Source organism: Pseudomonas sp. HMSC057H01, from assembly GCF_001836405.1.
In the GTDB taxonomy this organism is placed as follows: domain Bacteria; phylum Pseudomonadota; class Gammaproteobacteria; order Pseudomonadales; family Pseudomonadaceae; genus Pseudomonas; species Pseudomonas aeruginosa.
Genome location: NZ_KV828411.1, coordinates 21707 through 35299, shown reverse-complemented (window position 1 = coordinate 35299; position 13593 = coordinate 21707). Strand labels below are relative to the sequence as shown.

12 protein-coding genes are annotated in these 13593 nt (G+C 67.2%); 5 read left to right on the top strand and 7 right to left on the bottom strand.

Annotated features, from left to right (window positions below; genetic code table 11):
• Positions 1-91 precede the first annotated feature (91 nt).
• A complete protein-coding gene (locus HMPREF2581_RS05350; protein WP_003112336.1) occupies positions 92-547 on the top strand; it encodes a DUF2214 family protein in 456 nt (151 codons plus the stop codon).
• Between the two features lie 4 nt (positions 548-551).
• Here HMPREF2581_RS05350 and lpdA read toward each other — a convergent pair whose 3' ends face one another.
• A complete protein-coding gene (gene lpdA / locus HMPREF2581_RS05345; RefSeq protein ID WP_004352607.1) occupies positions 552-1955 on the bottom strand; it encodes a dihydrolipoyl dehydrogenase in 1404 nt (467 codons plus the stop codon).
• 172 nt (positions 1956-2127) lie between these two features.
• On the opposite strand from lpdA, the gene HMPREF2581_RS05340 reads away from it, so the two are divergent.
• Together HMPREF2581_RS05340 and HMPREF2581_RS05335 are read left to right on the top strand one after the other, a co-directional pair.
• The gene (locus HMPREF2581_RS05340; protein ID WP_003135314.1) at positions 2128-2667 is read left to right on the top strand and encodes a PaaI family thioesterase; all 540 of its coding nucleotides are present in this window, start codon (positions 2128-2130) and stop codon (positions 2665-2667) included.
• 67 nt (positions 2668-2734) lie between these two features.
• A complete protein-coding gene (locus HMPREF2581_RS05335; RefSeq protein ID WP_003110503.1) occupies positions 2735-3295 on the top strand; it encodes a TetR/AcrR family transcriptional regulator in 561 nt (186 codons plus the stop codon).
• Positions 3296-3299: 4 nt separating this feature from the next.
• Here HMPREF2581_RS05335 and HMPREF2581_RS05330 read toward each other — a convergent pair whose 3' ends face one another.
• On the bottom strand, positions 3300-4097 hold the full coding sequence (locus tag HMPREF2581_RS05330; RefSeq protein ID WP_004365417.1) for an SDR family NAD(P)-dependent oxidoreductase: 798 nt from the start codon (positions 4095-4097) through the stop codon (positions 3300-3302).
• 230 nt (positions 4098-4327) lie between these two features.
• Here HMPREF2581_RS05330 and HMPREF2581_RS05325 point away from each other — a divergent pair, with 230 nt between their 5' ends.
• Positions 4328-4945: a PAQR family membrane homeostasis protein TrhA gene (locus HMPREF2581_RS05325; RefSeq protein ID WP_003095352.1), complete on the top strand. Its 618-nt coding sequence runs from the start codon at positions 4328-4330 to the stop codon at positions 4943-4945.
• A 45-nt stretch (positions 4946-4990) separates the two neighbouring features.
• On the opposite strand, the gene cntI is transcribed toward HMPREF2581_RS05325, so the two are convergent.
• From cntI to cntO, 4 genes are read right to left on the bottom strand one after another with little or no spacing between them, the layout of a single operon-like run.
• Positions 4991-5845 (bottom strand): pseudopaline transport inner membrane protein CntI, encoded by an 855-nt coding sequence (cntI, locus tag HMPREF2581_RS05320; RefSeq protein ID WP_004365418.1) that lies wholly within the window; start codon positions 5843-5845, stop codon positions 4991-4993.
• Complete coding sequence (gene cntM, locus HMPREF2581_RS05315; RefSeq protein ID WP_003095356.1) at positions 5827-7128, bottom strand: pseudopaline biosynthesis dehydrogenase CntM; 1302 nt, start codon at positions 7126-7128, stop codon at positions 5827-5829. Before cntM ends, cntI begins: the two co-directional genes overlap by 19 nt.
• The gene (cntL, locus tag HMPREF2581_RS05310) at positions 7125-7916 is read right to left on the bottom strand and encodes a pseudopaline biosynthesis protein CntL (protein ID WP_003095359.1); all 792 of its coding nucleotides are present in this window, start codon (positions 7914-7916) and stop codon (positions 7125-7127) included. The genes cntM and cntL overlap by 4 nt, the downstream gene beginning before the upstream one ends.
• A gap of 29 nt (positions 7917-7945) precedes the next feature.
• Positions 7946-10072: a pseudopaline transport outer membrane protein CntO gene (cntO, locus tag HMPREF2581_RS05305; protein WP_004365419.1), complete on the bottom strand. Its 2127-nt coding sequence runs from the start codon at positions 10070-10072 to the stop codon at positions 7946-7948.
• Positions 10073-10213: 141 nt separating this feature from the next.
• On the opposite strand from cntO, the gene HMPREF2581_RS05300 reads away from it, so the two are divergent.
• A complete protein-coding gene (locus HMPREF2581_RS05300) occupies positions 10214-11368 on the top strand; it encodes an acetyltransferase domain-containing protein (protein ID WP_003135320.1) in 1155 nt (384 codons plus the stop codon).
• A 252-nt stretch (positions 11369-11620) separates the two neighbouring features.
• On the opposite strand, the gene speA is transcribed toward HMPREF2581_RS05300, so the two are convergent.
• Entirely contained in the window at positions 11621-13531 is a 1911-nt protein-coding gene (speA, locus tag HMPREF2581_RS05295; protein WP_003095365.1) for an arginine decarboxylase, read from the bottom strand.
• Between the last annotated feature and the right edge of the window lie 62 nt (positions 13532-13593).

The window sequence follows — 13593 nt, the reverse complement described above, 5'->3', positions numbered from 1 at the left end:
GACGCATTCTCGGGGAATACCGGAAGCGCCGTCAGGCACATTGGCCCGGGGTCTGCTTGACTGTGCCCATCCCACCCCGAGGAGCGCCGCCATGGCCCAGGCAATCGTCGCCTACCTGCACTACCTGTCGATCTTCCTGCTGTTCGCCCTGCTGGTGTTGCAGCACCGCCTGCTGCGCCTGCCGCTGGACCTGGAGCGCGCCCGCAGCCTGGCGGCGATCGACCGCGGCTACGGCCTCTGCGCCCTGGCGGTACTGGCCAGCGGGCTGGCGCGGGTGCTGTGGTACGGCAAGGGTGTCGACTACTACCTGCACAATGGCCTGTTCCACGCCAAGGTCGGGCTATTCGTCCTCGCTGCCCTGGTCTCGCTGTTGCCGACCGTTACCTTCCTTGGCTGGCGCGGCGCCCTCAAGGCCGGCGAAGTGCCGGCGGTGACGCCGGCCCGGGGCCGGCGGGTGGTCATGGCGGTGCGCCTGCAACTGCTCCTGCTGCTGGTCATTCCGTTGCTGGCTACGCTGATGGCGCGCGGCTTCGGCATGCGCGGCTGAGCCCTCAGTTCTGCATGGCCCGGCCATGCACGTCCATCGCCGCCTGGCGCAGCGCCTCGGAGCGGGTCGGATGCGGATGGCAGGTCAGCGCGAGGTCCTCCGCCGAAGCGCTGAACTCCATGGCCACGCAGGCTTCGCCGATCATCTCGCTGACGCCCGGCCCGATCATGTGCACGCCGAGCACCTGGTCGCTGCGGGCATCGGAGAGGATCTTGATGAAGCCTTCGCTCTCGTGGTTGATCTTCGCCCGGCTGTTGGCGCTGAACGGGAAGCGTCCGACCTTGTACTCGCGCCTCGCCGCCTGCAGCTGCTCCTCGCCGAGGCCGACGCTGGCCACTTCCGGCTGGGTGTAGATGACCGACGGAATCACCTCGGCGTTCATCTCCGCCGCATGCCCGGCGATCCGCTCGATGCAGACGATCGCCTCTTCCTCGGCCTTGTGCGCCAGCATCGGTCCCGAGGTCACGTCGCCGATCACCCAGACGCCCGGCGCCGCACTGCGCTGTCCCTGGTTCTCCAGCATGCCGCGACGATCGCTGGCCAGGCCGACCGTCTCCAGCCCCAGTCCTTCGGTATAGGGGCGCCGGCCGATGGCCACCAGCACGTAGTCCGCCTGCAGCGATTCCGTAGCGCCGCCGGCGGCCGGTTGCAGGTCGAGTTCGACACCCTGCTCGCCACTGCGCGCGGCGACCACGCGGGTGCCGAGGCGAAACCGCATGCCCTGGCGGGTCAGGGCGCGCTGGAGGGTCCTTGCGGTTTCCCCATCCAGCCCCGGGCAGATCCGCTCGAGGTACTCCAGCACCGTGACCTGTGCGCCCAGCCGGCGCCAGACCGAACCAAGCTCCAGGCCGATCACGCCGGCGCCGATCACCACCAGGTGGCGAGGCACTTCGGCCAACTCCAGGGCGCCGGTGGAGTCGAGGATGCGCTGGTTGTCCACCGGCACGCCGGGCAGCGGCGCCGGTTCCGAACCGGTGGCGATGACGATGTCGCGCGCCTCCAGTTGCGCGTGGCCGCCGTCGGCAAGGGCCACGCCGACCCGGCCCTCGCCTTGCAAGCGCGCCCAGCCCTTGATCCACTGCACTTTGTGCTTGCGGAAAAGGAATTCGACGCCACGGGTCAGGGCGGCGACGCTCTCGTCCTTCTGCTTCATCATCTGCGCCAGGTCCAATTCCGGGCTGACCCGGATGCCGAGCCGGGCGAACTCGCCGCCGCTCGCCGCGGCGTATAGCTCCGAAGCGTGCAACAGGGCCTTGGACGGCATACAGCCGACGTTCAGGCAAGTCCCGCCGAGGGTTTCGCGACCCTCCACGCAGGCCACCTTCAGGCCTAGCTGGCCGGCGCGAATGGCAGCGTTGTAGCCCCCCGGACCGGCGCCGATCACGATCACGTCATAGCTTTCCATCATCCTGCTCCTCGGTTGTCCCGCCACGGCCCCCTCAGCGTAGGCGACGCCGGCGCAAATAGAGGAAACGCCGCGTAGAGGGACCGAAAGCGATTGTATTTCACTCTTCATACAAAGCTTATATGATGACCGTAATTTTCCTGCAACCCTTTCCCACCACGACAGGAGCACCACCATGGAACAGCCCGGCCGCGAAGACCGCCTGAATGCCTGGATCGCCACCGAGCGGGCCGCCCGCGCCCGCCTCGGCGCCAGCGGAACCCTGGAGCTGGCGCAAGTCGCCGCGCTCTCCCCGCAGGAGTTCTTCGACCGCATCGGCAGCGGCGAGCTGCCCTGCCCGCCCTACGGCGAACTGGTCGACTTCGTTCCCATCGAGTGGTCCGAAGGGCGCTTCCTGTTCCAGGGCACCCCGGACCGCCGCCACTACAATCCGCTGGGTAGCGTGCACGGCGGCTACGCCGCGTCGCTGCTGGATTCCTGCATGGGCTGCGCGATCCATACCCGGCTCCAGGCCGGCCAGGGCTATACCACCACCGACCTGCGGATCAGCTACCTGCGCGCGCTGACCGACAAGGTCGGTCCGGTACGCGCCGAAGGCCGGGTGGTGCACCTCGGCCGCTCGACGGCGGTCGCCGAGGGCCGGTTGTACGATGTCGACGACCGTCTCTACGCCGTCGGCTCGACCACCTGCCTGGTCCTGCACATGGCCGGATGAACGCGGCTTCGCCAGGGAAGGCCGCCAGGCGTTAAGATGACGACCTGCATTCCAAGGTATCGAAGCCATGCGTTATCCCGAAGACCACAAGCAGAAGACCCGCCGGCGTATCGTCGAGGAGGCTGCCCGGCTGTTCCGCCAGGACGGCGTCGGCGCCACCGGGCTGCAACCGCTGATGAAAGCCCTGGGCCTGACCCACGGCGGCTTCTACGCGCACTTCAAGTCCAAGGACGACCTGGTGGAAACCGCGTTGCGGCATGCCGCGGCGCAACTCGACGAAGTCACCGCGCCCCTGGCGGAGGCGGAACGACCGCTGGCGCTGCTGATAGAGCAGTACCTGTCGCCGCGTCACCGCGATAACCCCGGCGCCGGCTGCCCGTTGCCTACCCTGTCGGCGGAACTCGGCCAGCGCGGCACGCCGAGCCCGACCACCGACAGCATCGTGCGCAAGCGCCTGGCGATGATCGAAGCGGCCCTGGAGGGCGAGGACGCAGGCGAGCGCGCCGTGCTGCTGCTCGCTTCGCTGGTCGGCGCGCTGCAACTGTCGCGCAGCGTGCAGGATGAGGCGCTGTCGCAACGGATACTGGAAGCGACGCGCAAGAAGCTGCTGGAGCAGATGGAGCGCTAGGGCCTCAGCCGAGGTAGCGCTCGGCCGGCCGCTGCCGCGACAGATTGGGCGCGAGCCTGGCCCGCGCCGTCATCAGCGCCTGCCAATCGGCCGCATCCGGCAACGACGGGATGGTCACCGCTTCACGCCGATCGAAACCGACCAGCGCCGCCTCCACCAGGTCCTCGACCTCCATCACCATCTCCGCGGGAATCCCGGCGATTCCGGTGCCGCTGCGCTCCCAGATCTCGGTACGGGTGACGCCGGGCAGCACCGCCTGGACGTAAACGCCGCTGCCGGCCAGCTCGTGCTGCAGCGACTGGCTCAGGCTCAGCACGTAGGCCTTGGTCGCGCTATAGACGGCATTGAACAACTCCGGCGCCAGCGCCACCACCGAACCGAGGTTGACGATGGCGCCGCCGCCACGCCGGCGGAACCCCTCCGCCGCACCGGCAGCCAGGCGGGTCAGGGCCACTACGTTGAGGGCGATCATCCGCTCCGCCCGGTCCATGTCGGCATCGGCCAGCGGACCGTTCATCGCCACGCCGGCGTTGTTCACCAGCAACGCGATCGAGGCGTCATCGCGCAACCGTCGCTCGACCCGCAACCTATCGTCGCGCTCGGACAGGTCGGCGCGCAGGATCTCCACCCTGACCCCGTGGGCTTGGCGAAGTCGATCCGCCAGGGCTTCCAGGCGTTGCCGGTCGCGCGCCACCAGCAACAGGTCGTGGCCACGGCGGGCCAAGTGCTCGGCGTAGGTCGCGCCGATTCCGGAAGAGGCGCCGGTGATCAGGGCGACGCCATTGCCAATCTGTTCGTTCATGTGGGTTCTCGCTGGAAAAAGGCCTGACCGCTAACAGCGGCTATTTATATTACACACTTAATATTATGATCGTAATTAAAACCGTCAAGCCTTTATCCGTTCCAACGAGCAGGGAAGGATGAGGAGAACCTTCATGCAACCGTCACGGAAAACGCCAATAAAAGGTCAGGACCCACGCCACCCCGACATGCCCTACCATGGCGTTGTCCATCGCGGGAGGATCATGCGTCATGTATCACGGTGAAAGACTCAATGCCTGGACCCACCTGATCGGTGCGGTCGCCGCCTGCACCGGCGCCGTCTGGCTGACGGTCCAGGCGAGCCTCAACGGCAGTCCATGGAAGATCGTCGGGGTCGGCGTCTACGGCGTCACCCTGACGCTGCTCTACAGCATCTCGACCGCCTACCACAGCGTGCGCGGGCGAGCGAAGGTGGTGATGCGCAAGCTCGACCACCTGTCCATCTACCTGCTGATCGCCGGCAGCTACACGCCTTTCTGCCTGGTCACGCTGCGCGGTCCCTGGGGCTGGACGCTGTTCGGCATCGTCTGGGGCCTGGCGGTGCTCGGCATGCTCCAGGAGATCAAGCCACGCTCCGAGGCGCGGGTGCTGTCGGTGGTGATCTACGCGGTGATGGGCTGGATCGTGCTGATCGCGGTGAAACCGCTGCTCGCCGCCCTCGGCAGCGCCGGCTTCACCTGGCTGGCGGCCGGCGGCGTGCTCTATACCGTAGGGATCGTCTTCTATGCCTATGACCACCGCTTCCGCCACTGGCATGGCATCTGGCACCTGTTCGTGATCGCCGGCAGCCTCCTCCACTTCGTGGCGATCTGGCGCTACGTACTCTAGGCGTGGTCCGGCGCGAAGCAGCGGGGAGCCGGTCGCGCCGGAGGCTCAGCCCTTCTTCGTCCGCGACAGCGCGATGCACGCCACCACGATCAGCACGCCGCCAGCGATGGTCAGCGCGTCCGGCACCTCGCTCCAGAACAGCCAGCCCCAGCCGGCGTTGAAGACGATGCCGATATAGCGGGTCACCGCAACGATGGTCGCGCTCTCGTGACTGAAGGCGCGGGTTAGGAACACCTGGCCGAGCAGCGATACCACCCCGATGGCCAGCAGCAGCCCCCACTCACGCAGCGTCGCCGGCACCACGAAGTCGCTCCACATCAGCGGGATGGCCACCAGGGTGGCCACCGCCAGGAAGTAGAAGACGATCTCGTAGGTATGGTGCCGCGCACTCAGTTGGCGGATCGCCACCGAGGCACCGGCGGCGAACACCGCGCTGAGCAGGCCGACCACGGCGTATACCGAGTAGCTGGAATAGCTGAACGGCTTGACGATCATCAGCGCGCCGAGCACCACCACCAGCAACAGCCAATAGACCGCCCGGGGAATCCGCTCGCCGAGGAACAGCGCGGAGAAGAGGATGACGAAGAACGGCGACATGTGCGCCAGGATGCTCGCGTCCGCCAGCGGGATGTGGGCGATGGCGTAGAAATAGCAGACCAGGTACAGCGCCCCCATCACCCCGCGCACCAGCAGCATCGGCACGCCCTGGCGCGACAGGGCGACACCGGCCTGGCGCATCAGCAGGTAGATCAGCAGGGTACCGATGGCGCTGCGGAAGAACACGATCTCGGCAGCCGGCAGGGTGGCGCTGGCTTCCTTGACCAGGGCGTTCATCACGCTGAAGGTGAAGGACGCCAGCACCGCCAGCAGCACCCCGCTCTTCAGCAGGTCGAGCACCACTGGCGATAGATGGCGTCCGCCGCCGGACGGCTGTCGATCGGATACAGGCTTGGATGGCACTGGCTCGCTCCTTGGCAATCGATGAATCGGGACACGGCGTTCTCGTAGCTCGCCAGCAGGCTGCGCGCCTGCGGCATGGCCAGGTCGAAGTGGGCGGCCAGCGCGACGATCAGCGCCAGCTTGCGGTAGTCCTCCAGCGGCACCCGCGGGAGCCGCCAGAGTCCATCCTCGTCGCGACTGACGCGGCGGAACGGCACGGCGGAAAAGTCGAAGTGGCGACCCTGCTCGTCGGCCGGAGAGAACGGATCGACCAGCAACGCCGCGTAGCGCACGAACAGCAGGTATTCCTGGCGCTCGGCGCCAGCCTCGGCGAAGCCGTCGATGGCCGCGCGCGGCAGCATCGTCTCGTGCACCGGGTAGTTGTCGTCGTTGAGGAACCGCAGCAGGTTCAGCGGCTCGGCGCCCATCCGCCGCAACAGTTCGCTCAGCTCGCACCACAGCCGCCGCATGGCGCCGATTGCCCCGGGGGTGATAGGTCCCTCCGGGTAGAGCTTGTACATGAAACCGGGCGGCCCCTGCTCGGAAAGTATCCGGGCGAGGGCGAACTCGCCGAGAAAGAACGGACTGTGCACGTAGGTGGTGACGTTGCGGCCCTCCGCCGCTTCCGGCGTCGCCAGGGGTACCACCTCCACCCCGCTGCCGGCCAGGACTCGCCGCCAGGTCTCCCGCGCCGGGCAGTCCGGCCGGCTGGAACCCAGGTAGACCCTGCGCTTGACCGCCTTGGTCAGGGCCCGCAGCGGTTGTGTCTCGTCGATCACCTTGGTCGCCGCGTAGTAGCTGGACAGGCTCAGCACGGTCGCCTGGCACCCCGCCGGCAGGGCGCTGCGCACCAGCAGGTTGGCGCCGATGAAGGCGGACACCAGCAGCAGCGTGCGCACCCCGCCGAGTCGCTCCCAGGGCAACCCGCGGACCACGTCCAGGTAACTGTCGGCCGGCACGCAGAGCACCAGGGTCTGCCAATCGTCGCGAAGTTCAGCGGGGTCCTGGTGGAAGACGTCCAACGCGGCGTTGCCGGACAGCCAGCGATGCTGCCCCTGCCCTTCCAATTGCAGGCAGGCGCCGCGCGCCAGGGCCTCGGCGATCCGCTGGCTGCGCCGGCCGGGATGGTTCAGCGCGCCGAGGCGACCGGCACCGTGGCGGCGCAGGTCCAGCGCGACCTGGATCGCCACCGCGCCCAGACCGACCAGCAGGACGTTGCCCAGGCTCTCATCAGCGGCGTTCATCGACCGGCCTTCTCCAGGATCAGGGTGTCGTACAGCGGCTGGCTGACCCGCTCCGCGCAAACCTGCCAGCCCTCCAGTTCGGCCGGCTCAACCGGGTAGTTGAACAGTCCCTTGATGCCGCTGCCGTGACGCAGCAGGACCTTGGCGTCGGCGCGCATGACCTGGCGGATCTGCGCCAGTACCGCGCTTTTCTGCTGCACCAGCGAAGCGATCAGGAAATGCGTGGCATCGCGGGAAAACGCCAGTTCCGCCGGCGGCAGCGAGGAAAACTGCATGCGCGCCTCCAGCCCCTGGCAGCGGGCGATCTCGCGGGCATAGCCCAGGGCCTCTTCGTCGATGTCCAGGCAGCACAAATGTGCGCCGACCTCCCGCGCCAGCACCAGGGCCGAGGTCGGCAGGGCACCGGAGCCGACGAACAGGACCCGTGCATCGGCATCTATCCCGGCGCTGTCGAGTTCGCCGCGGATGGATTCCAGCAGGCTACCCAGGTAGCGGCCCATCTCGCCGGGTTCATGTAGCACGCCCTGGCAAAGGTGCTTCTCCAGTTCGCAGAGGGCCTGCACCGCCGCGTCGCGCAGGCGCAGGCCGAGCGCCTGCAACGCAGGGTCGTCCGAATCGGCCTGCCACTGCGCCCGGCTGCAATCCTCCCCGATCAGTCCGCTCAGACGGTCGAGCTTGCGCCTGAGGATCTCGTAGCAGCCGCAACACTCGCGGGCATAGACGGTGAGCAGGCGAATCTCGCATTCCAGTTCGCGGAGGGTTTCCAGCAGCGGTGTGCGTCCTTGCATGGCATGGCTTCCTGGCGGCGGTAGAGGGCTCAGTAGTTCAGGGTCAGGCTCATGGTCAGGTTGCGCGGCTCGCCGGGGGCGACCCAGACGTTGTTATAGGAACGCTCGTAGTAGCGACGATCGAAGAGGTTGTTGACGTTCACCCCGAGGGTCGCATTGCTCGCCAGCGGATAGTGCGCGAGCAGGTCGACGGTGGTGTAGGCCGGCAGTTCGAAGCCGCTGTCGCTGCTGTCGCCGGCGCGCTCGCCGACATAGTTGACCGCCGCGCCGGCGTCGGCGCCGTGCAGCCAGCCTTCGCGGAACTCGTAGACGCCCATCAGGCTGCCGCTGTGCTTCGGCACGTTGAGCAGGCGGCTGCCACGGGCGATGTTCTCGTCCTTGGTCACTTCGGCGTCGATATAGGCGTAGGCGCCGATCAGCCGCAACTGCTCGGTGAGCTGGCCGCTGAACTGCAGGTCGAAGCCCTGGCTGCGCGCCTCGCCGGCGGTCTGCTGGTAACCGGGATTGCTCGGGTCGGCGGTGAGCACGTTCTTCTTTTTCAGGTGGAACGCGGCGAGGGTCATGCCCAGCCGGCCATCGAGCAGGTCGAGCTTCACCCCCGCCTCGTAGCCGCGCCCCTCCTCCGGGTCGAAGGCCTTGCCGGCCATGTCGGTACCGCCGTTGGGCTTGAAGGATTTCGAGGCGTTGGCGAACAGGCCGACCTCCGGGGTCGCCTGGTACAACACGCCGATGCGCGGGGTGGCGGCACGCTGGGTCTGCTGCGAGCTGGTGTCGCGGAAGCGGCCATTGTTCAGGCGCGTGGCGTTCATGTCCTGGCGGTAGCGGTCGAAGCGCACGCCGAGCAGGCCGCGCCATTTCTCGTTGAACTCGATCTGGTCCTGCAGGTTGAGGGCCATCGCGTCGACTTCCTCGTGGTTGCGGTCGTCGCGTCCGAAGGGTGGTTTCGGCTGGCCGTAGACCGGCCGGCGGATGTCGATGGCATAGGGGTTGCGCGACGGGATGCTACGCAGGATCAGTTCGTCGTTGTGGTAGCGCTCGTACTCCAGGCCCATCAGCAACTGGTGGCGGATCGAGCCGGTATGGAGGTCGCCGAGCAGGTCGAGCTGGGTGATGCTGTCGTGCCACTCGAAGTCGCGGTAGCGGTACTCCCGGCGCAGGGTGTAGCCGTCGGCGGCGAGGCTGGAGTTCTCCGAGGCGTAGCCGTCCAGGTGGCCATGCTTGTAGTGGCTGGCCAGGCGCAGGCTCCACTGCTCGTTGAGGTGATGGCGCAGGGTGGCCTGGAGGGTTTCGTTGTTGTTGTCGATCTTGCCGTCGTCCGGTTCGCCGAAGAACCGCGAGCGCGGCAGGCTGCCCAGGTGGTTGTGCGGCGCCACGGTGCCGCGGTCGAAGACCTGGCGGTTGCGCACCACCTCGGCTTCCACCAGCAACGAGGTGTCCGGGTCCAGTTGCCAGCTGAACGATGGCGCCACCAGCAGGCGCTGGCCGTCGGCGTAGTCGCGGAAGCCCTTGCTGTCCTCCACCGCCAGGTTCATCCGGTAGAGCAGGTCGCCCTCTTCGTCCAGCGGCGTGTTCAGGTCCAGGGTCGAGCGGTAGCGGTCCCAGCTGCCGGCGCTGGCATGCAAGCGGGCGAAGCGCTCGGCCTGGGGCTTCTTGGTCACCAGGTTCACCGTGCCGCCGGGATCGCCGCGCCCGTACAGGCTGGAGGCCGGTCCCTTGAGGATTTCCACGCGCTCGATGGTGGCGCTGTCCGGGGCGTTCATATAGCCGCGGTTGGCGCTGAAGCCGTCGCGGTAGAACTCCGAAGTGGTGAAGCCACGGACGTTGTACTCGAACATCGTCAGGCCGCCGAAGTTGTTCTGCCGCGAGACCCCGCCGGCGAAGTCCAGCGCCCGTTCGATACGAGCGCTGTCAAGGTCGTCGAGCACCTGGCGCGGCACCACGCTGATGGCTTGCGGGATGTCCTCGATACGGGTGTCGGTGCGCGTCGCGCTGGCCGACCGATTGGCCCGGTAGCCCTGCACCGGGCCCTCCGCGCGCTCCGCTTCGGCGGTGACAGTGAGGACCTCAAGCTCTGCGGGACTTTCCGTTTCCGCCCAGAGCGCCGGACTGCTGCAACCGAGGCCGACACCGAGGACAAGCGACACACTGACTCTCATGGGAAATCGCACCAGAAAAGAAATGATATACTATAACGCTACCAGTTCGATTCCGGCCTCGCAATACAATGCCCGGCTCTATCTCGCTTCTCGCAGCCAGGCTGTGATACTCATCCCTCTTTTCCGACGACCAGCCCAGCCATGCCCAACTCCATCTCCAATTCCTCCCGCCTGCACAGCATCGACGCCCTGCGCGGCCTGGTGATGCTGTTCATGCTGCTCGACCATGTCCGCGAGACCTTTTTCCTGCACCGCCAGGTCGGCGACCCGATGGACGTCGCCAGCACCGAGCCGGCGCTGTTCCTCAGCCGCACCCTGGCGCACCTGTGCGCGCCGGTGTTCGTCTTCCTCACCGGCCTGTCGGCATTCCTCTACGGCGAGAAGCACCAGGGACGCCGGGCGGTCTCGGCGTTCCTGTTCAAGCGCGGGTTGTTCCTGGTGGCGCTGGAACTGACCCTGGTGAACTTCGCCTGGACCTTCCAGTTGCCGCCGACGGTGATCTACCTCCAGGTGATCTGGGCGATCGGCCTGAGCATGCTCGCCCTGGCCGCCCTGCTCTGGTTGCCGCGCCCTCTGCTCGCGGCGCTCGGCGTGCTGCTGGTGGCCGGCCACAACCTGCTCGATCCGCTGCATTTCGCTCCCGGCTCGGCCTGGCACCTGCCGTGGGCGGTGCTCCACGACCGCGGCTGGATCGAAGCGGGCGACGCCCTGCGCCTGCGCACCTCCTACCCCTTGCTGCCGTGGATCGGTGTGATCGCCCTGGGCTATGCCGCAGGCAACTGGTTCAGCGGCGCCACGCCGGCGACCACGCGCCGACGCTACCTGCTGGCGGGCGGTGGCGGGCTGCTGCTCGGCTTCATCCTGCTGCGCCTGCTCAACGGCTATGGCGAGAAACCCTGGGCCTTCGGCGAGACGCCGGCGATCACCCTGATGGGCTTCTTCAACGTCACCAAGTATCCGCCGTCGCTGCTGTTCCTCGCCCTCACCCTGGGAATCGGCCTGCTGCTCCTGGCCTGGTTCGAACGCCTGGACTGGAGCGGTCGCGGCAAGGCCCTGGTGGCGTTCGGCGGAGCGCCGATGTTCTTCTACCTGCTGCATCTCTACCTACTGAAGCTGCTGTACCTGCTGGCGCTGGCGATCTGGGGCGCCAACCGGGGCGACTACTTCGGTTTCTCCTCGGTGCCGGCGCTATGGCTGTGCAGCATCCTGCTGGCCGTGGCGCTGTACCCGGCGGTGAACTGGTTCGCCGGTTTCAAGGCGCGGCGGCGGGATATCGCCTGGTTGAAGTACTTCTGAGGCGCGGAGCATCCAGGAGCCGCTGAAAAAGTCCGGCCCTTCCCCCCACGGGTAGGACGAATGACGCGAAGCGTTATCCGCCGGACACAGCAGGCAACCACGCCGACGTCCACCGCCGGCAGGGAAGCGGAAATGAAGGGGTTGCGCGGAATTCCCACATAACGAGCAGGATCTGAAACGAAATGGCCGGCGGGCGCCTCGCGCCAGCCGGCCATTGCCTGGTTCGCTTCCCGTCGCCGACGGGCTAGCCAGTCAGGACAGGTACGCCGAGCGGGTCAGCCCCAGGCGCAGCGCATCCAGGTACTGGTTGCGCTCGCGGGCGGTGAGCTTGGCCCCGGCGACCTTGTCGCGGTAGAGGGTCATCAGTTCCTCCGGCGACAGGTGCACGTAGCGCAGCATGTCCTCGATGGTGTCGTGGGTCTCGATGCCGGCGTGATAGATGCCGCCGTCTGCGCGCTGGTAGACGTTCACCGAGTCGGTGTCGCCGAACAGGTTGTGCATGTCGCCGAGGATCTCCTGGTAGGCGCCGACCAGGAACACCCCGATCAGGTAGTCCTCGCCCTCCTTCACCTCGTGCACCGGCAGGCTGGTCTCGATGCTCTGCTCGTCGACGTACTGGGTGATCTTGCCGTCGGAGTCGCAGGTCAGGTCCTGCAGTACCGCGCGCCGATCCGGCTCCTCGCCCAGTCGGTGCAGCGGCAGGATCGGCAGCACCTGGCCGATGGCCCAGGTATCCGGCAGGCTCTGGAACACCGAGAAGTTGCAGATGTACTTGTCGGCGAGCTTGTCGTTGAGTTCGTCGAGGACCTGCCGGTGGGAGCGCTGGCGGGCCTTGAGCTGGTTGTGCAGGCGCCGGCAGATAGCGAAGTAGCACTGCTCGGCGAGGGCTTTCTGCGCCAGGCTGATCTTGCCGTCGGCATACTGCGCGGCGGCGTCGCCGATGTAGTGGGTGGCGCGCCAGTAGGTCTCGGTGACCATCTCGGCATCGGTCGGGCCGAGCAGTTCGGCCAGCCAGCGGACGATCTCCGGCTGCTCGTCGAGATCGACGATCTTCGGCACGTCGTCGTTGTGCCGCTCGACGTCGGTGACCTGGGTGATCAGCACCGCATGGTGCGCGGTCAGCGCCCGGCCGCTCTCCGAGAAGATGTGCGGATGCGGCAGGCCCTGGGCGTCGCAGAACTCCTTGAGCATGCCGACCACCACGCCGGCATAGTCATCGATGTCGTAGTTGATCGAGCTGGCGTTGCGCGAATGGGTGCCGTCGTAGTCGACGCCGAGGCCACCGCCAACGTCGATGTGATCCACCGGCAGGCCGAGCGCGCGCAGCTCGCCGTAGTAGCGGATGGCTTCCTTGAAGCCGTGCTGGTAGTCGGCCAGGTTGGCGATCTGCGAGCCCATGTGGAAATGCAGCAGGCGCACGCCCTGGTCGAGACCGGCCTGGCGGAAGCGCTCGACCACCGACAGCAGCTGGGCGGCGGAAAGGCCGAACTTGGCCTTCTCGCCACCGGTGTCTGCCCACTTCGACGAAGCCAGCGAGGACAGCCGCACGCGCAGGCCGACCTGGGGCTGCACGCCGACGTTGGCGGCCTCCTCGATCACCAGCTGCACCTCGGATTCCTTCTCGATCACGATGAACACGTTGTGCCCGAGCTTCTGCCCCATCAGCGCCAGCTTGATGAACTCGCGGTCCTTGTAGCCGTTGCAGACGATGGTGCCGCCCTTCGGGGCCAGCGCCAGCACCGCCATGAGTTCCGGCTTGGAGCCTGCCTCCAGGCCGATGGAGACGTTCTCGGTGGCGATGATGTTCTCCACCACCGCTTCCTGCTGGTTGACCTTGATCGGATACAGCGCGGTATAGCGGCTCTGGTATTCGAGGCGCTCGATGTTCGCGTCGAAGGCGCCGGTGAGCTTGCGCACGCGGTCCTGCAGGATATCCGGGAAGCGCACCAGCAGCGGCAGGCTCAGGCCCGCCTCGCGCAACTGGCCGACCAGCTCGTAGAGATCGATGGGCGTCGAGTCGGCGCCCTGCGGACGCACTTCGACATTGCCGCCATCGTTGATGGCGAAATAACCCGCACCCCAGTGGCGGATGCCGTATACGCCGCGGCTGTCGGCCACGGTCCAGTTGCTGCCATCGTCTTTGCGAGTCCGTCGAGCGGCCATGCGCGGTGATCTCCTCAATGTTCGGGGTCGGGCGGGCGCCGGGATCTCCGGATGGCCCTGGG

Bases quoted from the DNA above. Each gene is read 5' to 3' on its own strand.
- HMPREF2581_RS05350 (WP_003112336.1), top strand. From the start codon at position 92: ATGGCCCAGGCAATCGTCGCCTACCTGCACTACCTGTCGATCTTCCTG.
- lpdA (WP_004352607.1), bottom strand. From the start codon at position 1,955: ATGATGGAAAGCTATGACGTGATCGTGATCGGCGCCGGTCCGGGGGGC.
- HMPREF2581_RS05340 (WP_003135314.1), top strand. From the start codon at position 2,128: ATGGAACAGCCCGGCCGCGAAGACCGCCTGAATGCCTGGATCGCCACC.
- HMPREF2581_RS05335 (WP_003110503.1), top strand. From the start codon at position 2,735: ATGCGTTATCCCGAAGACCACAAGCAGAAGACCCGCCGGCGTATCGTC.
- HMPREF2581_RS05330 (WP_004365417.1), bottom strand. From the start codon at position 4,097: ATGAACGAACAGATTGGCAATGGCGTCGCCCTGATCACCGGCGCCTCT.
- HMPREF2581_RS05325 (WP_003095352.1), top strand. From the start codon at position 4,328: ATGTATCACGGTGAAAGACTCAATGCCTGGACCCACCTGATCGGTGCG.
- cntM (WP_003095356.1), bottom strand. From the start codon at position 7,128: ATGAACGCCGCTGATGAGAGCCTGGGCAACGTCCTGCTGGTCGGTCTG.
- cntL (WP_003095359.1), bottom strand. From the start codon at position 7,916: ATGCAAGGACGCACACCGCTGCTGGAAACCCTCCGCGAACTGGAATGC.
- cntO (WP_004365419.1), bottom strand. From the start codon at position 10,072: ATGAGAGTCAGTGTGTCGCTTGTCCTCGGTGTCGGCCTCGGTTGCAGC.
- HMPREF2581_RS05300 (WP_003135320.1), top strand. From the start codon at position 10,214: ATGCCCAACTCCATCTCCAATTCCTCCCGCCTGCACAGCATCGACGCC.
- speA (WP_003095365.1), bottom strand. From the start codon at position 13,531: ATGGCCGCTCGACGGACTCGCAAAGACGATGGCAGCAACTGGACCGTG.